The sequence below is a fragment of the Stenotrophomonas sp. FSL W7-1447 genome (assembly GCF_037966425.1).
GTDB classification, from domain to species: Bacteria; Pseudomonadota; Gammaproteobacteria; order Xanthomonadales; family Xanthomonadaceae; genus Stenotrophomonas; species Stenotrophomonas pavanii.
Genome location: NZ_CP150199.1, coordinates 1577607 through 1596617 on the forward strand (window position 1 = coordinate 1577607; position 19011 = coordinate 1596617).

17 protein-coding genes are annotated in these 19011 nt (G+C 67.7%); 1 reads left to right on the top strand and 16 read right to left on the bottom strand.

The annotated features are described in order from the left end of the window. Window positions 1-241 precede the first annotated feature (241 nt). The 16 genes from bamA to NSQ78_RS07375 all read right to left on the bottom strand — a co-directional run bounded on the left by bamA (window position 242) and on the right by NSQ78_RS07375 (window position 17995). Window positions 242-2605 (bottom strand): outer membrane protein assembly factor BamA, encoded by a 2364-nt coding sequence (gene bamA, locus NSQ78_RS07300; RefSeq protein WP_053463568.1) that lies wholly within the window; start codon window positions 2603-2605, stop codon window positions 242-244. A gap of 74 nt (window positions 2606-2679) precedes the next feature. Next, a complete protein-coding gene (rseP, locus tag NSQ78_RS07305; protein ID WP_053505929.1) occupies window positions 2680-4038 on the bottom strand; it encodes an RIP metalloprotease RseP in 1359 nt (452 codons plus the stop codon). A gap of 55 nt (window positions 4039-4093) precedes the next feature. Further along, entirely contained in the window at window positions 4094-5284 is a 1191-nt protein-coding gene (locus tag NSQ78_RS07310; protein ID WP_064237985.1) for a 1-deoxy-D-xylulose-5-phosphate reductoisomerase, read from the bottom strand. A 2-nt stretch (window positions 5285-5286) separates the two neighbouring features. Beyond that, on the bottom strand, window positions 5287-6123 hold the full coding sequence (locus tag NSQ78_RS07315) for a phosphatidate cytidylyltransferase (protein WP_049464402.1): 837 nt from the start codon (window positions 6121-6123) through the stop codon (window positions 5287-5289). After that, window positions 6120-6887 carry a polyprenyl diphosphate synthase gene (gene uppS / locus NSQ78_RS07320; protein ID WP_049464404.1) on the bottom strand — a complete coding sequence of 256 codons (768 nt, stop codon included), beginning with the start codon at window positions 6885-6887 and terminating at the stop codon, window positions 6120-6122. The genes NSQ78_RS07315 and uppS overlap by 4 nt, the downstream gene beginning before the upstream one ends. Window positions 6888-6892: 5 nt before the next feature. Next, entirely contained in the window at window positions 6893-7447 is a 555-nt protein-coding gene (frr, locus tag NSQ78_RS07325) for a ribosome recycling factor (RefSeq protein ID WP_005415853.1), read from the bottom strand. A 96-nt stretch (window positions 7448-7543) separates the two neighbouring features. After that, the gene (gene pyrH / locus NSQ78_RS07330) at window positions 7544-8272 is read right to left on the bottom strand and encodes a UMP kinase (RefSeq protein ID WP_019659122.1); all 729 of its coding nucleotides are present in this window, start codon (window positions 8270-8272) and stop codon (window positions 7544-7546) included. A gap of 120 nt (window positions 8273-8392) precedes the next feature. After that, entirely contained in the window at window positions 8393-9931 is a 1539-nt protein-coding gene (locus NSQ78_RS07335; RefSeq protein WP_064237986.1) for a GGDEF domain-containing protein, read from the bottom strand. Window positions 9932-10192: 261 nt separating this feature from the next. Further along, entirely contained in the window at window positions 10193-11068 is an 876-nt protein-coding gene (gene tsf / locus NSQ78_RS07340) for a translation elongation factor Ts (protein ID WP_053463562.1), read from the bottom strand. A gap of 125 nt (window positions 11069-11193) precedes the next feature. Next, window positions 11194-12000: a 30S ribosomal protein S2 gene (rpsB, locus tag NSQ78_RS07345; protein WP_005408748.1), complete on the bottom strand. Its 807-nt coding sequence runs from the start codon at window positions 11998-12000 to the stop codon at window positions 11194-11196. A gap of 220 nt (window positions 12001-12220) precedes the next feature. Next, entirely contained in the window at window positions 12221-12919 is a 699-nt protein-coding gene (locus NSQ78_RS07350) for a molecular chaperone (RefSeq protein WP_149902015.1), read from the bottom strand. Then, on the bottom strand, window positions 12919-13134 hold the full coding sequence (locus NSQ78_RS07355; protein ID WP_049464979.1) for a hypothetical protein: 216 nt from the start codon (window positions 13132-13134) through the stop codon (window positions 12919-12921). Before NSQ78_RS07355 ends, NSQ78_RS07350 begins: the two co-directional genes overlap by 1 nt. Window positions 13135-13295: 161 nt before the next feature. Then, window positions 13296-14345 (bottom strand): spore coat U domain-containing protein, encoded by a 1050-nt coding sequence (locus NSQ78_RS07360; RefSeq protein WP_064237987.1) that lies wholly within the window; start codon window positions 14343-14345, stop codon window positions 13296-13298. Then, on the bottom strand, window positions 14342-16708 hold the full coding sequence (locus tag NSQ78_RS07365; RefSeq protein ID WP_064237988.1) for a fimbria/pilus outer membrane usher protein: 2367 nt from the start codon (window positions 16706-16708) through the stop codon (window positions 14342-14344). Before NSQ78_RS07365 ends, NSQ78_RS07360 begins: the two co-directional genes overlap by 4 nt. Before the next feature lie 7 nt (window positions 16709-16715). Then, window positions 16716-17465 (bottom strand): molecular chaperone, encoded by a 750-nt coding sequence (locus tag NSQ78_RS07370; RefSeq protein ID WP_049464974.1) that lies wholly within the window; start codon window positions 17463-17465, stop codon window positions 16716-16718. Further along, window positions 17465-17995, bottom strand: coding sequence for a spore coat U domain-containing protein (locus NSQ78_RS07375; RefSeq protein ID WP_049464971.1), 531 nt, complete (start codon window positions 17993-17995; stop codon window positions 17465-17467). The genes NSQ78_RS07370 and NSQ78_RS07375 overlap by 1 nt, the downstream gene beginning before the upstream one ends. A 230-nt stretch (window positions 17996-18225) precedes the next feature. Between NSQ78_RS07375 and map the strand changes: the two genes are divergently transcribed. Continuing rightward, the gene (gene map / locus NSQ78_RS07380) at window positions 18226-19011 is read left to right on the top strand and encodes a type I methionyl aminopeptidase (protein ID WP_049464969.1); all 786 of its coding nucleotides are present in this window, start codon (window positions 18226-18228) and stop codon (window positions 19009-19011) included.

Below are 19011 nucleotides of genomic sequence, written 5' to 3' on the forward strand. Positions count from 1 at the left end.
TCGATGACCAGTCGTGCCCTCAACAACGTGGCTTCGGGTGGCCCCCGTCGAGAAGTTGAGCACGGGCCAAGCATGGGCTCGGTTCTGCTGACGCGAAAACGCCGGGCAGAGCCCGGCGCTTCGCACCCCGTCTGGTGGAGAGCCCCCCTTTGTTAAGGGGGGACGCGCCAACGGCGCGGGGGATAGGTGAAATGCGCGGGCAATTCACCGGAGGTGGATCAGTTCTGAGGAACGACGTTCCTCAGAACTGGCCACCAAACGTGAATTGCAGCCGCTCGATCTTGTCATCGTCTTCCTTCTTCAGCGGGAAGGCGTAGCTGATCGAGATCGGGCCGACCGGGGCGCGCCACAGTAGCGCCACACCGGTGGATACGCGCAGTTCGTTGGCCTTGAAGTTGTCCACGCCGGTATACACGTTGCCGAAGTCGACGAAGGCCGACACGCGTGCCGACGGGCTGTCGAACAGGCGCGGGAAGTAGGCTTCCACCGAACCCACGGTCTTCAGCGAACCACCCAGTGGCTGGCCTTCGGGGTAGCCGCGGGTAACTTCGCGCGGGCCCAGGGTGTTGTCCTCGAAGCCGCGCACCGAGTTGGTGCCACCGGCGTAGAAGTTCTCGAAGAACGGCAGGCCGCTGGCGGTGACGGTACGGGTGGTGCCATCGGCATTGGTCAGCGTACGGGTGTAGTCCTTGCCGTAGGCATCGCCGTAGCCGATTTCGGCCCGGGTGTTGATCACCAGCGACGGCATGATCGGCCAGTACTTGCTGATCTGGTAGTTCAGCTTGTAGTACTCGATGGTCGAGCCCGGCAGCGTGGTTTCCAGGCCCACACGCTGGTAGGTGCCGCGGGTCGGCATGAAGTAGTCGTTGCGGGAGTCCCGCGCCCAGCCCAGTTCGGTGCGCCAGGCATGGAAGGTACGCTTACCGACCGCATTGATGTAGTCGATGATCGACTGCGGAGTCGAGCCTTCGTACGTGGTGATCTGGTTGCTGTCGATGCCGAACATCAGCGAGACGGTGTCGGTCTCGGTCAGCGGCACGCCGAACACCACCTGCGCGGCACCGTTGGTGCTGTTGTACTGCGCGGTGTTGAAGTCGGAGTAGTCCAGTTCGCGCCAGGACAGGTTGTAGCCCAGCGACACGCCGTCATCGGTGAAGTACGGGTTGGTGTAGCTGAAACCGTAGCGCTGCAGGTAGCTGCTGCGCGAGGCTTCGACCGACACGCGGTTGCCGCCGCCGAGGAAGTTGTTCTGCGACAGCTGCACCGAGGTGGTCATGCCGTAGGACTGCGAGTAGCCCAGGCCGAACACGAAGCTGCCCGAGGTGGTTTCCTTGACGTTGTAGACGACGTCGACCTGGTCGTTGCTGCCGCTGACGGCCGGGGTTTCCACTTCCACCGATTCGAAGTAGCCCAGGCGCTGCAGGCGGATCTTGGAGCGGTCGATCGCGGCCTGCGAGTACCAGCTGTTCTCGAACTGGCGCATTTCGCGGCGCATCACCTCATCGGAGGTGCGGGTATTGCCACGGAACAGGATGCGGCGCACCGACACGCGCGGGCCGGGCACGACCTGCATGTTGATGGCGACGGTCTGCTCGGCGCGGTTGGTGGTCGGGATCGGGTTCACCTTGGCGAACGCGTAGCCGATGTTGGACAGCGAGTTGGTGATGGTGTCCGAACTGAATTCCAGCAGCGCACGCGAGAACGTGTCACCGGACTTCTGGACCACCATGCGCTCGACATCCTCCTGGGGAAGGATGGTGTCGCCGCTGACCTTGATCTCGGAGATCTTGTACTGCGCGCCCTCGGTAACGCCCGCAGTCAGGAACATGTCGCGCTTGTCGGGGCTGATCGAAACCTGGGTGGAATCGATGCTGAAGTCGACGTAGCCGCGGTCGAGGTACCAGGAGTTGAGCTTTTCCAGATCGCCGGACAGCTTCTCCTTCGAGTACTGGTCGTCACGGCGGTACCACGACGCCCAGTTGTGCTCCTTCGACTCCCAGGTGTCGAGGATGTCCTTGCTGTCGTACTTCTCGGTGCCGACCAGGTTGACGTGGCGGATCTTGGCCGCCTTGCCTTCCTTGATGGCAATGGCGATGTCCACGCGGTTGCGGTCCAGCGGGCTCACCGTCGGGGTGATGTCGACGTTGTACTTGCCGCGGTCGTTGTACTGCCGGCGAAGTTCCTGGGTCACGCGGTCCAGGCTCAGGCGATCGAAGGTGCCACCCTCGGTCAGGCCGATGTCGGACAGGCCCTTGAGCAGCTGGTCGGACTTGATGTCCTTGTTGCCGGTCACGGTCAGCTTGTTGATCGCCGGGCGTTCCTTGACGGTCACCACCAGGATCGTGCCCTGGCGGTCCAGCTGCACGTCTTCGAAGAAGCCGGTCTTGTACAGGGCGCGGATCGTCTCGCCGACCTTGTTGTCGGTGACCGTCTCGCCACGCTCCACCGGCAGGTAGGTGAATACCGTGCCCGAGCTGATGCGCTGCAGGCCGTCGACGCGGATGTCGCTGACAGTGAAGGGCTCGGCTGCCTGGGCCAGGGCGGGAGCGCCGGTGACGGCGGCGAGGGCGAGGGCCAGCAGGCGGCGATTGGGGAGTCGCGTCATGTCACGTCCGGTAGGAAGGTCGATTTCATTGGTGCGGGATGCCGACGCTGTAGACGGCAACAACGTGGAAAAGTTCATCGCGGGACCAGGCCGAGGATGTCGTTGTAGAACGCCAACCCCATCAGCCCGGCCAGCAACGCCAGGCCGATGTACTGGCCGGCGGCGATGGCACGCTCGCTCAGCGGGCTGCCCTTGACCAACTCGATAAGGTAATACAGCAGGTGCCCGCCGTCCAAGATCGGAATCGGCAGCAGGTTGATGATGCACAGGCTCAGCGACAGCAGGGCCAGGAACTGCAGGAACCAGTCGAGGCCGCGCTGGGCCGAGACATTGGCCACGCGGGCGATGGTGACCGGCCCGGAAACGTTCTGCAGCGAGGCCTTGCCGGTCACGATGCGGGCCATCATGCCCAGTGAGTCGGCGGCCAGGCGGCCGGTCTCGCGCACCGCCACGGTCACCGCATCGAGCGGGCCATAGCGCAGCAGGGTGTCATAGGCCGGGCTGTAGCGGGTGGGGAAGCCGACGCCGATCTGCCAGACCGGGTTGCCCTTGCCATCCTTGCCCTGGCGCGGGGTGACTTCCAGCGCCAGGCGCTCGCCGCCGCGCAGGACCTCGATCATGCCCGGGCCGCCGGCGCGGCCCAGGGCCTGGATCTCGCCGATCACCTGGTCGACGCTGTCGATGCGCTGGCCGTCGATGGCCACGATCAGGTCGCCCGGCTGCAGTTGCCCGGCCACCACGGAATCGGCGGTGAGCGAATCGACCAGGGCCGGTTGCAGCCAGGACTGCCAGTACAGGCCGGCCAGGATCGGGACCCGCCGTTCATCGAAACCGGCTGGCAGCTGCGACAGCGGCAGCGTGCGCACGCGCACCTGGTCGGCCGGGTCCAGCACTTCCAGCTTCACGTCGCGCCGGTCCATCGCCGCGGCAGTCAGCGCCATGCTGGCCTCGCCGAGAGTGGCCACCGGGCGCTCGTCCACGCGCAGCACGCGGTCGCCACTGGCCAGGCCGGCGCTGGCGGCGATGCCGCTGACACGCCCGATGGTGGGCGAGTAGTCCTGCTTGCCGATCACGAACATCGCCCACAGCAGCAGGATGCACAGCAGCAGGTTGGCGATCGGGCCGGCAGCGACAATGGCGATGCGCTGCCAGACGGTCTTGTGGTTGAAGGCCTGGCCGCGCTCGTGCGGGTGGACCTCGACCTCGCGTTCGTCGAGGAACTTCACATAACCGCCGAGCGGAATGGCGGCGATCGCGAACTCGGTACCGTGCCGGTCGCGGCGCGACCACAGCGGCCGGCCGAAGCCCACCGAGAAGCGCAGGATCTTGACCCCGCACAGGCGCCCGACCCAGTAATGCCCGAACTCGTGGAACGTGACCAGCAGCCCGAGGCTGACAATCATCCACCAGACCGATCCGATGAAGTCAGTCATGCAGGCTCACAGTGGCGGGCAGGGGCGGCGGCGTCATGCGGGGCGAGGCGGTCGTTCAGGCGGCGTCGATGGCGTTCAGGGTGAGCTGGCGTGCCCGCTGGTCGGCGGACAACAGGACCTCCAGTGTATCGGCTGGCTCGGTCGGCAGTGTTGAAAGCGCGTTAGCAACCAGCGCCGGGATGGTCAGGAAACCGATCCGGCCCTGAAGAAACGCTGAAACCGCCTCTTCATTGGCGGCGTTCAGCACCGCCGGCGCGGTGCCGCCGGCCTGCATCGCCTGCCAGGCCAGCGCCAGGCAGGGGAAGGCGTCGGTATCCGGAGCCTCGAAATCGAGCCGGCCCTGGGCCAGCAGGTCCAGCCCGGCCACGCCCGATTCGATGCGCTGCGGCCAGCCCAGGCCAACGGCGAGGGTGGTGCGCATGTCCGGCAGGCCCATCTGGGCCAGAGTCGAGCCGTCGACGAATTCGACCAGCGAATGGACCAGGCTCTGCGGGTGCACCAGTACCTCGATGCGCTCGCCGGGCACGCCGAACAGGTGATGGGCCTCGATGACTTCCAGGCCCTTGTTCATCAACGTCGCCGAATCGACCGAGATCTTCGGCCCCATCGACCACTTGGGGTGGGCAACGGCCTGTGCCGGGGTGACCTGGGCCAGTTCGGCGCGGCTGCGGCCGCGGAACGGGCCGCCGGAGGCGGTCAGCAGGATCCGGCGCACGCCGGCGCCGTCGACGCTGGCATCGCGCGAGCGCAGGCACTGGAAGATCGCGCTGTGTTCGCTGTCGATCGGGATGATTTCGGCGCCGGCACGCTCGGCAGTGCGGGTCAGCAGTTCGCCGGCCAGCACCAGTGATTCCTTGTTGGCCAGCAGGATGCGCTTGCCGGCGGCCGCCGCGGCCAGGGTCGAGGACAGGCCGGCCGCACCGACGATGGCCGCAACCACGGTATCGCAGGCGTCGCTGGCGGCCAGCTGGTCCAGCGCGGCCTGGCCGGCATGGGCCTCGGTGGCCAGGCCGGCGTCGCGCAGGCCGTCGCGCAGCTCGGCATACAGCGATTCATCGGCGATGACCGCATGGGCCGGCGCATGCTGGCGGCACAACGCCAGCAGCGCCTGCACCTGGCGCCCGGCAGCCAGCACGGTGGCCCGGTAGCGCTGCGGGTGGCGGGCGATCACGTCCAGCGTGGAGGCACCGATCGAACCGGTGGCGCCGAACACGGCGACCCGGCGCAGGTCTGCAGCTGCATTCATGGTCAGAACCCGAAGATTTCCTTGCCCAGCGCGAACACCGGGACCGCGGCCAGGACGCCGTCGACACGGTCGAGCACGCCGCCATGGCCCGGGATCAGGTGGCCCGAGTCCTTGGCCCCGGCGTGTCGCTTGATCAGGCTCTCGAACAGGTCGCCCAGCACCGAGGCGAACACGGCCACCACCGAGGTGATCAGCAGGCCCGGCAGGTGCGCGGCATCGATGCCGGCCAGCCAGCCCAGGCCGACGGCCACGGCGACACCGGCCAGCAGGCCGCCGAACAGGCCTTCCCAGGTCTTGTTGGGGCTGATCCGCGGCGCCAGCTTGTGCCTGCCGAAATGGCGGCCGGCGAAATAGGCGCCCGAGTCGGCCGCCCACACCAGCGCCAGCGCGGCCAGCAGCCACAGGTGGCCCTGTTTGCCCGGCGGGTCGCCGCCGGCATGGATCAGCACCAGGGCGGCCCAGGCCGGGACGATGGCCAGGGTGCCGGCCGCCATCTTCAGGATCCGCGAGGGCGCCGACGGCTGTGCGCCGAAGTTGAAGAAGCGCAGCCAGACCAGCGCGGCCAGCCACCAGCCAACACCGGCCAGGGTGGTTATCTGGAACAGCACCAGCGTGCTGCCGTCGGCCCAGACCAGCAGCACCATCAGCAGCAGGTTCAGCACTAGCAGCACGGTCCGCGCCAGGGTGTCTTCGATGCCGGCCAGCTTCAGCCATTCCCACAGGCCGATCAGCAGCACGGCGGCGGCAGCGGCAGCCAGCCACTGCGTGGGCAGCAGCAGGATCGCCGCGATGGCAACCGGTGCCATGATCAGCGCGGCAAGGACTCGGGTCTTGGTCATGGGCTGGAAGTCTCGGTGGCCAGTGCGGCGATCTGGGCGCTGGTCAGGCCGAAACGACGCTCGCGGCCGGCGTAGGCGTCCAGCGCCTGCTGCAGCTGATCGGCATCGAAGTCCGGCCACAGGGCCTCGGTGAACCACAGCTCGGTATACGCCAGCTGCCACAGCAGGAAGTTGCTGATGCGGGTGTCGCCACCGGTGCGGATGAACAGGTCCGGCGGCGGCAGGTCGGCCAGGGCCACCTGGCTGCCCAGCAGCGCTTCGTCGATCTGCTCGGGCAGCAGGCGACCGGCCGCCACTTCGACGGCCAGGGCGCGCGCGGCGCGGGCGATGTCCTGGCGGCCGCCATAGCTGGCGGCGATCGACAGGGTCAGGGTGGTGTTGTCGGCGGTGCGCTGCTCGGCCAGCTGCATGCGGCTGACCAGCCCGGCACCGAAGCGCTCGCGTTCGCCGATGAAGCGCACGCGCACGCCACGCCGGTGCAGCTCGTCCACTTCGCGGTCGAGCGCGCCGAGGAACAGCTTCATCAGCGCATCCACTTCCTCCTGCGGCCGGCCCCAGTTCTCGCTGGAGAAGGCAAACAGGGTCAGCGCGGGAATGCCCAGTTCAAGGCAGCGCTCGATGGTGCGGTTGACCGCGCGCGCGCCGGCACGGTGGCCGATCACGCGCGGGCGACGGCGCTGCTGCGCCCAGCGCCCATTGCCATCCATGATGATGGCAAGGTGACGGGGCAGGGCGGACGGCAACGGAGGCGGGACTGAAGGCATCGACTTCAGACCGACAGCAGTTCTTTTTCCTTGTCGGCAACGACCTTGTCGACGTCCTTGATGTTGGCGTCGGTCAGCTTCTGGATGTCGTCTTCGCCGCGCTTCTTCTCGTCTTCGCTGATCGCCTTGTCCTTGACCAGCTTGGCGATTTCCTTGTTCGCGTCCTGACGGATGTTGCGGATCGCGATCTTGGCGCCTTCGCCTTCCTTCTGCACCTGCTTGACCAGCTCCTTGCGGCGCTCTTCGGTCGGCGGCGGCATGTTGATGCGGATCGCGGTGCCCAGCGTGTTCGGAGTGAACTCGGCGTTGTAGAGACCCTTTTCGATCTCCTTGATCATGCCTTTGTCGAACGGGGTGACCAGCAGCGAGTGCGCGTCGGCGTTGGAGATCGACGCGACCTGGTTCAGCGGGGTGCTGGCGTTGCCATAGGCGCTGACCGTCACGCGGTCCAGCAGGGCCGGGGTGGCGCGGCCGGTCCGGATGGAGGTGAGGGTGTGCTTCAGAGCGTCAATGCTCTTGGCCATGCGCGTCTGCGCGTTGTTCTTGATGTCGTTGAGCATCGCCCGGTCCTGGGTGTCACTGGAATCGGGCGATTATAGGCGAATACGGGACGCTGCCGGGCCTGAATCGGCCCGGTTCTCGCTTTGCGCTCAGGCTCAGGCCGGGTCGCGGCCCTGGACCAGGGTGCCGATGTTCGCGCCGCTGAGGATCTTCAGCAGCTCGCCCGGCTGGCCCATGTCGAACACGCGCATCGGCAGGTCGCTGTCGCGGGCCAGTGCAAAGGCGGCGGTGTCCATCACTTCCAGGCCGCGGCGGATCACTTCGTCGTAGCTCAGGCTGTCGAAGCGGACCGCGTCGCTGTGCTTGTTCGGATCCTTGTCGTACACGCCATCGACCTTGGTGGCCTTCAGCAGCAGGTCCGCACCGATTTCGATGGCACGCAGGGCGGCGCCGGAATCGGTGGTGAAGAACGGGCTGCCGACGCCGGCGGCGAAGATGACCAGGCGGCCCTTCTCGAGGTGGCGGATGGCGCGGCGGCGGATGTAGTCCTCGCACACGTCGTTGATCTTGATCGCGCTCATCACCCGGGCCTTGGCGCCCAGCTTCTCCAGCGCGTCCTGCATGGCCAGGGCGTTGATGACCGTGGCCAGCATGCCCATCTGGTCGCCGGTGACCCGGTCCATGCCGCCGGCGGCCAGGCCGGCGCCGCGGAAGATGTTGCCGCCGCCGATCACCAGCGCCACTTCGGCGCCGGCCTGCTGGGCTTCGATGACCTCGCGGGCCAGCCGGTTGATGACCTTCGGGTCGATGCCGTAGTCCTCGTCTCCCATCAGCGCCTCCCCGGACAGTTTCAGAAGGATGCGGCGATAGGCGAGCTTGGACATGGGGACCTCGGGTGCGTGGAAATCGCGGGCGATTCTACGCGCATGCGGCGTCGGGCCAAAGTGTTTTGTGCACTGCGGCGCAGAACCCGGGGGGTGGCCCCGGTCCGTGGGGCGTCCCGTTCAGCCGAGTTCGGCGCTGGCCGTGGCCGACAGCTCGTCGTGGCCAAGGGCCCCCGGCGAGCGCGCGATCACCCGGTTGCGGCCCAGGTTCTTGGAGCGGTACAGCACGTCATCGGCGGCGCGCAGCAGGTCCTGCACGTCAGCGAAGCGCTCGTAACCGCCCTGGGTTGCCACGCCGGCGGAGAAGGTGACGAACAGCGGCCCGCCCTCCAGCTCGGCCATCGGCGTGGCGACGATGTTGGCCAGCACCCGGCGGATCACGTCCAGGGCCACGCTTTCGCTGGTATTGGGCAGCAGTGCGACGAACTCCTCGCCGCCGAAGCGCGCCACGGTGTCGCTGTTGCGCAGCTGGCCCTGCAGCTTGCCGGCGAAGGCGCGCAGCACCTCGTCGCCGGTGAGGTGGCCGTGGGCGTCGTTGATCTTCTTGAAATCATCCAGGTCGATGAAGGCGACCGACAGCGGCCAGCCCTGGCGCCCGGCGCGCAGGAATTCCTGCTCCAGCACCGCTTCCAGCTGGCGGCGGTTGAGCACGCCGGTCAATGCATCACGATGGGCCTGGTCGGCCAGGCGCTTGGCCCGCGCTTCGAATTCGTCGGCGCGACGGCGTGCCTGGTCGGCATCCTGCAGTTCGCGCAGGTTGCGCAGGGTGGCCAGCTCCTGCGCGTGATCGATCAGCTCGCGCACCCGCAGCGGTGAATTGAGGCCGGCATCGAACAGGCTGGCGATGTCGGGCAGGGCCTCGCTGATGCGGGTCAGCACCTGGTCGAAGCGCGCGCTGTCCAGTTCCAGGCGGTCGTGCACCTGGTGCAGGGCGCGCTCGCGCGCCGCATCGGCGTCGGCGTCCAGCCAGATGTCGGCTACCGCGCCGGACAGCTGCACGCACGCCTGGAACGGCGATCCGGCGGCGTCCTCGTCCTCGCTGAGGCGGATGCTCTCCACCAGGTAGCGCGGCAGGCCCCATTGCTCGGCCACCCAGGCGCCGACGTCGGCATGGCTGCAGCCCAGTTCGTCGCGCTCGCGGGCGACCAGGTCGGTGTTGTCGCGCGCTTCGCGCAGCAGGGGCAGGTAGCGCTCCGACTCGGCCTGGGCCAGGCACAGCACGCCCAGGTCCTGCAGCAGGCCGGCCAGCATCAGCTCTTCCAGCCTGCGCAGACCGCGCGCCTGGCCCAGCTGGCTGGCGGCCAGCGCGCTGAGGATGCTGCGCTTCCACGCGCGCTGGCGCAGGTCGTGGTCGGCGCCGCTGCCGCCGGTCAGGCCCTGGGTGACAGTGAAGCCCAGGGCGAGGCTGATCGTGGCGTTCAGGCCCAGCATGGTCAGCGCCTGGCCGAGGTTCTCGATGCGGCGGCGGCTGGCATACAGCGGCGAATTGGCGATGCGCAGCATGCGAGCACTCAGCGCCATGTCGATGGCGATGATGTCGGCGGCGGTGGCGATGTCCGCTTCCGGGTCCTGCGCCAGTTCGATGATGCGCAGGGCAATACCGGGGGGCGAAGGCAGGTTGCGGCAGAGCGCCAGGGCAGCTGTCAGCTCGGGAGGCATGTCGGGTCGTTCAATTCCATTGGGACAAGAATACCTAGGAACGCATCACAGTCCGCGATTTTCCTTCCTGCTATGTGACTGCGGTTTCCCTGCGCCGAGTATCGGCTTGATTCGCGCGCAACGCAAAGATCCCTGGTGCCGGGCTGTGCCCGGCGCCGGTGTGCGCTCCCACGGTGCGCAGCCACCGGTGCAGTGGGCACAAAAAAAGAGCCGCGGTTTCCCGCGGCTCCTTCTGGTCGCATCACAGCCGGAAGGCTGGAATCAGACCTGCATCGCCTTGGCAACTTCGGCGGCGTAGTCTTCCACCACCTTCTCGATGCCTTCGCCGACGATCAGCAGCTTGAAGCCTGCCACGTCCGCGCCAGCGGCCTTGACCACCTGCTCGACGGTGGTGTCGCCCAGCACGTAGGTCTGGCCGTACAGGGTCACGTCGCTGACGATCTTGTTGATCTTGCCGCTGATGATCTTTTCCAGGATGTCGGCCGGCTTGGCCTTGTCCTTCTCGGTCATCTTGGCCAGCTCGATTTCCTTTTCCTTCTCGACGAACTCGGCCGGGACGTCCGCAGCCTTGTTGTGCGGCGGCTTCAGCGCGGCCACGTGCATGGCCAGGCCACGGGCCAGCTCGACGTCGCCGCCGATCAGGTCGACCAGCACGCCGACCTTGCCGTTGGTGTGGACGTAGGCACCGATGTTGCCGGTGGTGTCGACCTTGACCATGCGGCGGATCTGGATGTTCTCACCCAGGGTCTGCACGGCGGTGGCGCGGGCTTCCTCGACGGTGCGGCCGTCGGCCAGCGTGGCGGCCTTCACGGCTTCGACGTCGTTGGCGCCCGATGCCAGGGCAGCAGCGGCGACGGCGTTGACGAAGGACTTGAAGTTGTCATCGTTGGCGACGAAGTCGGTTTCCGAGTTGACTTCGACCAGCACGGCCTTGCCGCCGTCCTGGGCCAGGCCCAGGCGGCCTTCGGCGGCCACGCGGTCAGCCTTCTTGTCGGCCTTGGCAGCGCCGGACTTGCGCATGGCTTCAGCAGCGGCGTTGATGTCGCCGTTGGCTTCGGTAAGCGCCTTCTTGCATTCCATCATGCCGGCGCCGGTGCGCTCGCGCAGTTCCTTGACCAGGGAAGCAGTGATTTCCACGGGATTACCTCACGAAAGAAAGGGGTTGGGCCGGCATGGTGGCCGGCCCGTGTGACACGGTCCTGTCACGCGCCGATGGCTGCGTGCAGGGAGGGTGGACGCCGGGCGTCCACCCGGGGCCTGGATCAGGCCTGGGCGTCGTCGCCCTTCTTGGCAGCCTTCTTGGCCGGAGCGCGGCGGGCCGGCTTCTCTTCGCCTTCAGCAGCGGCTTCAGCGAACTCTTCCTCGCGCACCGAAGCGGCGTGCGGGGCAGCCGCCTTGCCTTCCAGCACGGCGTCGGCCGCAGCGCGGGCGTACAGCTGCACAGCGCGGATGGCGTCGTCGTTGCCCGGGATGGCGTAATCAACCAGTTCCGGGTTGTAGTTGGTGTCGACCACGGCGATGACCGGGATGCCCAGCTTCTTGGCTTCCTTGATCGCGATGTCTTCGTGGCCGATGTCGATCACGAAGATGGCGTCCGGCAGGCGGTTCATGTCCTTGATGCCGCCCAGCGAAGCTTCCAGCTTGTCGCGCTCGCGGCGCAGGCCCAGCACTTCGTGCTTGACCAGCTTCTCGAAGGTGCCGTCGGTTTCACCGGCTTCCAGTTCCTTCAGGCGGGCAACCGACTGCTTGACGGTACGGAAGTTGGTCAGGGTGCCGCCCAGCCAACGCTGGTTCATGAACGGCATGCCGCAACGCTCGGCTTCTTCCTTGATGGTTTCGCGGGCGCTGCGCTTGGTGCCCAGGAACAGGACGGTGCCACGCTTCTGGGCAACCGACGAGATGAAGTTCATCGCATCGTTGAACAGCGGGACGGTCTTTTCCAGGTTGATGATGTGGATCTTGCCGCGGGCGCCGAAGATGTACGGAGCCATCTTCGGGTTCCAGTAGCGGGTCTGGTGGCCGAAGTGGACGCCGGCTTCCAGCATCTGACGCATGGTGACCTGGGGCATTGCAATACTCCTGATATGGAACCAGCGATTCCGCCCGCGGGGATAGGTATGCGGGACGCGTGGAAGCGCGATCGGTTCCGGGGTTGGGCTTCCCTGTTGCCTCCGTGGCCGAACTCCTTGCGGAGCACCCCGGCACGGATGGGGGCAGCAGGTGTGGATTCACCGGTGACGTCCGGTGTGGACGGGTTCCCGCGCACGCAGGCGGCAGGAATCCGGTCGATTATAGCCCGTCGCGGGCACGTGCTGCAATCGCAGGGGCGGGCGTGACCAGATCAATGTCGCGGCCGTCCTGCAGGCGGGCCTGGAAGCGGCCACCTGCGTAGCCATCGGCGCGGGCGGGCAGGGGCCATCGGCGGTCATGCCCGGCCAGGATGTAGCCGGCCAGCCCGGGCAGCAACAGCGATGATCGGCCGTCCGCGGTGACGAAGCGCAGATCATGCAGGCGAGCGTGCAGATTACCGGAATTGCCGAGTCGCAGAGTGGTTTGCGACGCGTACGCCTCAAGGCGGCCCTGTACCAGGGCCTGCCGGGGCGGCGTCGCCGGGCCGCGGAACAGCGGCAGGGAATAGCGCGGCAGGCCTGCCAGCGCGGGCGCCAGGACGATCCGATAGGCCTGTTCGGCGGTTGCCGGCACGGGGTCGCCGGGCAGCAGCCAGACGCGCTGGGTGCCGCCAGGTGCCAGGTCCAGCTGCGCAGGGCTGACCCGGATCTGGTCGCTCGGGTGCAGTCGTTCGGCGTCCAGCTGCTGATCCCAGGTCAGCACCTGCACCCGGCCTTGCCAGCGGCCGGGGCCGGGATTGTGCAGCCACAGTTCGGCACGGCCGCCTTCGGCTGGCAGCTGCAGGGTGGTTGGCAGCAGTTCCAGCGCTGCGGCGGGCAGGGCCAGCAGCAGGGCCAGCAGGAGCAGCAGCGCGCGCATCAGTAAATGAGCGTCACGGCCGGCCTTTCATCGTCGTCTGCCGCAGGCGGCGCGAGGTCGCGGACCTGGGGCGGCAGCTGCGGTGCGTCGCTGCGCTGGTGCGGCGCCGGGCAGCCGGTGCCACCGGCGTCATCACTGCAGGCGTCGACCACGGTCAGCCGGATCTGCAGGGGGCTGCTGGGTTCGGCCCATGCCGGCGTGCTGGCGACCAGCATCGCCCCGATCAGAAATGCGCGAACCACCTGCCAACCACCGTGCTGAAAGATATCGCTGCGCGGTATCGGCCGGAGGCGCCGGAACTGTAGCGCCGAGCCCGTGCCCGGCGTGCCGGGTGCCAGAAAATGCAGCCGAGCATGGGCGTGGCGCTAGCGGGGGCTCAATAGGTGATCGTTACCTGCACCAGATCGTTGTAGGTGCCCGCGGGCGGCTGGCCGCTGACCGGCGGCACCCGGCCATAAATGGTCAGCTGCTGTGCGCTGCCCGTGCCGGTGCCGCTGGCCGTGTCGACGGTCAAGGTATTGCCCCAGCGCAGGCTCCGCGCCGAGTCCCGGTACAGTTCGTAGGGAAGGTAATAGGTGCTGCCGCCGACGGTGGTGGCCATGCGCCGGATCGGAGTGGCGGCAGGATTGTTCTGGCCATTGTTGAGGCCGACCTGGAAGGCGGTGTTCTTCAGGCAGGTCAGGGTGAGGGTGGCGGTCCGGTCGATGTTGGCCGGAATGCCGCCGGTGACGTTGCCGAAGTTCATGGTGGTGGTGACGTAGCTGCCACATTGCGGCAGCACATTGGCGGTGGCGGTGAAGCTGAAGGCTGCACTCGCGCTGTTGGTGCCGGTGGCGCCGCCATTGCAGGTGGCGGGCACGGTAGCGGTACCGAGCAGGACTTCGTTCCAGGCCCAGGTCAGGACCACGTTGGCCCCGCTGAAGGTACTGCTGTACGCGCCGGAGGCCAGGATCTGGTTGGCCGGGATCTGCCCGAACAGCTGCACCGACTGCGCACCGCTGCCGCCCGTCACCAGCGGCACGTTGTAGGTCATGGTCAGTTCCTGCGCCGGTGGCGTGCCGCGCGGCACCAGTCCGGTGACCTGGCCGAAGCTGGCGTTGTTGTACAGCTGGAAATTCAGGGTGTCACTGCTGGTGGTGGTCATCGTGCGGAAGGTGGAACTGCTGCCGCCACCACTGCCGGCGCCCACGCCCACGCAGACGCGCACGCCGGTCGTGGCCAGCAGGCTCAGCGCGGCGGTGGTACAGGTCACCGTGATGTTGAGGTTTGCCGTGCTGGGGCCGGGCGCATTGCTGTTGATGTTGCCGAACGGCAGGGTCGGGTCGGCGACTGCCGTGCAGACCGCGGTGGCACGCGCGGGCGCCGGCGCCAGCAGGCTGCCCAGCAGGATGACGGCCAGCAGCAGGGCCCACCGGGCGTGCCTCATGGCGCCACCTCCGGGATGCACTGCTGCGGCGCCGGCTTCGGCCGCGCGCCGGACGCCACCACCTTGGGCAGGTCCGGCACTTTCACCCGGCAGGGGCCGCGGCTGGTGGTGACGTACAGCACGCTGCCGGCGGCAACGTCTTCCAGATAGAGCAGGCCGTCGTAGCCGACCGTGGCCTGGCGGCCATCGGGCAACCGCACCTCGCTGCCGACCTCCAGCGGCTGACCGTCCATTGCCAGCAGGGTCAGGCTCAGTGACGGCCGCGAGCGCAGCTGGAAGGTGACGCGGGTGCCGGCGCGCTGGCGCGGGGTCACCCATTCCTCGATGCGATCGGCGCGCATGTCCTCGGGCAGGTCCAGGGTATCGATCGAGACACGATTACGCTGCCAGGACAGCAACGGGCTGACCAGCAGCAGGCCGCGATCATCGGTGACGCCGATCAGGCGGTTCTCCAACCGCACCGGCACGCCGCCGACGCCATTGGTGCTGATCACCGCGAACGCGTCCGACACCTCGCGCGTGGCGAAGGTGTGGCCGCCCATCCACACCACGCTGCCACTGGCGCTGGCGTAGGCATAGTTCAGCCCGCCCTGGCGCGAGGCGCCGAACGAATAGCGGCCGACATCGTTGAGGATGCCGACCTCGGCCAGGCCGCCGTTGCCGTCCTCGCCGTGGCGCAGCTGCGCGCGCCAGCCGACGCCGCCCGCGCTGCCGTCGCCCGGGACCGGCTGAGTCACGTCCGCCACCCAGCTCTGGCTATCGCCGTTGCGTTGGCTCGAGAGGCTGGCCTGGCGGTTGTTGCCCAGGCTGGCGGTCACCGACAGGTAGATGCTGCGGTCGTCGCTGCGGTCCAGGTTCTGGTTCAGCGACAGGTAGGCCGACCAGCGCTGGCTCCAGCTGCGTGACCAGAACAGGCTGGCGTAGCGGTTGTCGTCGCCGTCGGGGTAGCGCAGGCGCAGGTAGCTTGCGCTGAGCGTGCCCAGCCGCAGCAGGTCTAGGCCCAGCGTGGCCTGTTCACTGATGCTCGGCGGCAGGTTGCCCTGCAGCGCACCCAGGTCGCGGTAGTCGCCGTGGCTGCGCACGCTGCGCAGGTTGACGTTGAAGCGGCGGTTGTTCCAGCTGTAGCCCAGCGCCCATTGCCCGCCCTGCAGGCCGTGGTAATCACTGCGTGCATAGGCCGCATTGAACACGCCGGCCGCGCCGAGCAGCCACCAGCCGCCGACGCCGGCCTGGGCCAGGCCGCCGCCGCCTTCGGCATGCGCCTCGCCAGTGAAGGTATCGCTGATGCCTCCGCGCCAGCTGGCACTGGCCACGGTGCGATCGTCGTAGGCGAAGGAGCGCTGTCCAAAGTCCTCGCGCAGGTGGCCGACGCCGGCCGACCAGTCCGAAAGGCCCCTGGCCAGGAGCTGCTGGGTGCCATAGAAACTGAAATCCAGCGTCTGCATGCGGCCGAAGGCATCGGTTACCACCACCTGCGCATTACCGGTGCCGCTGATCCCGGGCTGTGCCGCCAGCTGGAACGGGCCGACCGGTACCTGCCCGCTGTACTGGCGCAGGCCGTCCACGTACAGCTCGACCGTGGAGGGCACCACGGCCTGGCCGAGGAAGCTCGGCGTGGGCGTCAGTACGCGGTAGGGCTGCAGCCCGTAGTTGCGGCCGATCTGCAGCCCGCCCAGGCGCACCGGGCGGGTCCAGTCGACGAAACCACTGTAGAAGTCACCGACCTCCAGGGTCGTTGCGCTGTCGGGGAAGTCCAGGCTCCAGCGGGTGTCCAGCCGCACGCTTTCGCCGCGCCAATGGCGATCACCGGGTTGCTGGTAGCGACGGCTGATGGCGGTGTTCTCAAAAGTCCCGTTGCCGATGCCGAACACGCGCAGCTCCGAGCTCAGGCTGAGATTGCCCAGTGTGTCCACCCGGCTGCCGTAGACGTCGTAGTTGAGCAGCACGCCGGGCGAGGCAGTGCCGGCCGGCGCACGCGCCTGCGGCCGGCTGAGCACCGTGGTCGGCAGGGTCAGCTGGTCCAGTGGTACATCCAGCGCCAGGGTCTGCATGTGCGCGTCGTAGCGCACCACCGCGCCGCTGATCTGATCCAGGTAGACCGGTGCATCGCCGCTGGCATTGAAGCCGAGCTGGCGCAACACCTCGGGGCTGGCCTGCAGCCGGCCGCGGTTCTCGATGAACGGCAGCAGGCCGCGTGGCGTGCTGTTGAGCGACACATCCAGGTACAGCGTCTGGCTGGCGGTCAGCGGGGTCGGGGGCGGCAGCACGGCGTCGGCCGACACGCCGGAGACATCGGCGGCGACGCCGGACACATCGGCGGCTGCGGTCGCCGCGGGAGCCAGGGCCGCCAGCACTGCGCCCATCAACGCCTCAGCGAGCCGGTGGGGGCGACAGTGGCGTCTGTTCCGACTCGCCATTGAGCTTGGCCGTGATCTGGTCGTTGTCGCGGTCGATCGCCGTGCGTTCGATCGGCCAGCGCATCACCTGGCCCGGCAGCACGTAGCCCAGCAGTCCGGGGTGGACAATGCGCGGGCGCGCGGCGCTGCCCAGCGCAAGATCGGCGATCTGCGCGTAGCTGTCGCCCGTATTGGCGACCTCCACGCCATTGCGGCCGTCCGCCAGTGTCATCAGGCGGGCCTGCAGCCGTGGGGCCAGGCGGCCGGTGGAAGGCTGCACGAACACCGGTATCGAATAGCGCAGTACGAACTGCATGCCCTCGGCACGGGTGGCCAGGTCGGGCACCTCGTCCACGATCAGCCGGTAGTGCCGCTGTGCAGGCGGGGGCTCGTTGTCCGGACGCATCACCCGCACCAGCTGCTGCTGTCCAGCGGCCAGCTCCTGCATCGGGGGCGTGGCGATCAGCTCGTCGGTCGGCAGCAGCTGTTCCTGGCCGTCCTGTTGCACCCAGCGGAACAGGCGCACCTGCAGCGTCACCGGCGAGGTGCCGCTGTTGGTCAGCCACAGCTCACCGGCACGCTGGCGCGCCTCCAGCTGCAGGCTGGTGGGCGCGACCTGCAGGCTGGTGGCGCCGGCAGGGGCGGCGCCCAGCAGGCACAGGGCGAGCAGCGCCACGCCGGTGGCGCGCCACGGGCGGGGTCCGGCCATGCGGGCGTGCTCCATCAATAGGTGATCGTGGCGGTAACCGTATCCAGGTAGTTACCCGTGGCCGGATTGTTGGTGCTCAGGTTCAGGATCTGGCCGTAGACGATGTACGGCACGGCCAGGCCGGTGCCGATGCCGGCCTGGGTATTGGTGCCGGTTGTGGCGCCCCAGACCAGGGTATGCGCGGCATCCTGGTAGAGCTGGTAGCCGACATAGTTGTTGGCGGTCACCGCGGCATTGGTGTTCTTCATGCGCCGGGTGGTGACGTCGTTGGCGGTACCGGCGTTGGCGCCCGCATTCAGCGCAATCGTGTAGGGCGTCAGTGCCGAGCACTGCGCGGTCACCGTGCCCTGGCCCAGGGTAGGCGTGGCGGTGGTCGAGGCGGCGGTGCCGAAGTCGACGTTGGTGGCCGCCGCCGCCGTGATGGTGCAGGCCTTGGTGACCACCAGGGTGACATTGAAAGTGGTGGTGTCGGCGGCCAGCGCCTGGCCGGAAAGCAGCAGCCCGGCCAGGGCCCAGCCCAGCGGGGATCGAACTGGGAATCGCATGGACAACCTCCCTGACCCGAAGGTCCGTTGAACAAGGCGAAGACGGCACGTTCGGCGCCGCGGTGACGACTGCGAGGCCAGCTTAGGAAGCGTAAGTGTCTGTAATACGTGATAAATAAGAGAGTGAAAGAGCGGACGCCATCACGCTTTCACTTTCTTTGCCGGAACTGTGCATGGCTTGGAACGCCAGTTGGGTGGCGTTCGTTCAGATTGCGGCCGGATCGGCGATAATGGGTGCCATGAGCGTGAATCTGAAAACCCCGCAGGAAATCGAGATGATGCGCATCGCCGGCCGCCTGGCCAGCGAAGTGCTCGACATCGTCGCCCCCCACGTCAAGCCCGGTGTCACCACCGAGGAACTGGACCGCATCTGCCACGATCACATCGTGAACGTGCAGGGCGCCATTCCGGCCAACGTCGGCTACCGCGGCTTCCCCAAGACCGTGTGCACCTCGGTCAACAACGTCATCTGCCACGGCATCCCCAGCGAAGGGAAGGTGCTCAAGGATGGCGACATCATCAACATCGACGTCACCGTCATCAAGGACGGCTGGCACGGCGACACCAGCCGCATGTATTTCGTCGGCACCCCGTCGGTGATGGCCCGCCGCCTGGTGGAGACCACTTACGAAGCCATGTGGCGCGGCATCCGCGCAGTGCGTCCGGGCGCCACCCTGGGCGACATCGGCCATGCCATCCAGAGCTATGCCGAAGGCGAGCGGTTCAGTGTGGTGCGCGAGTACTGCGGCCACGGCATCGGCAAGGTCTACCACGACGAGCCGCAGGTGGTGCATTACGGCCGTCCGGGCCAGGGCCTGGTGCTGCAGCCGGGCATGACCTTCACCATCGAGCCGATGATCAACGAGGGCACCCGCTACAACAAGGTGCTGCCGGATGGCTGGACCGTGGTGACCAAGGACCGCAAGCTGTCGGCGCAGTGGGAGCACATGGTCGCGGTCACCGAGACCGGCGTCGACGTGCTGACCCTGTCGCCGGGCGAGTCGCAGGTCTCCTGA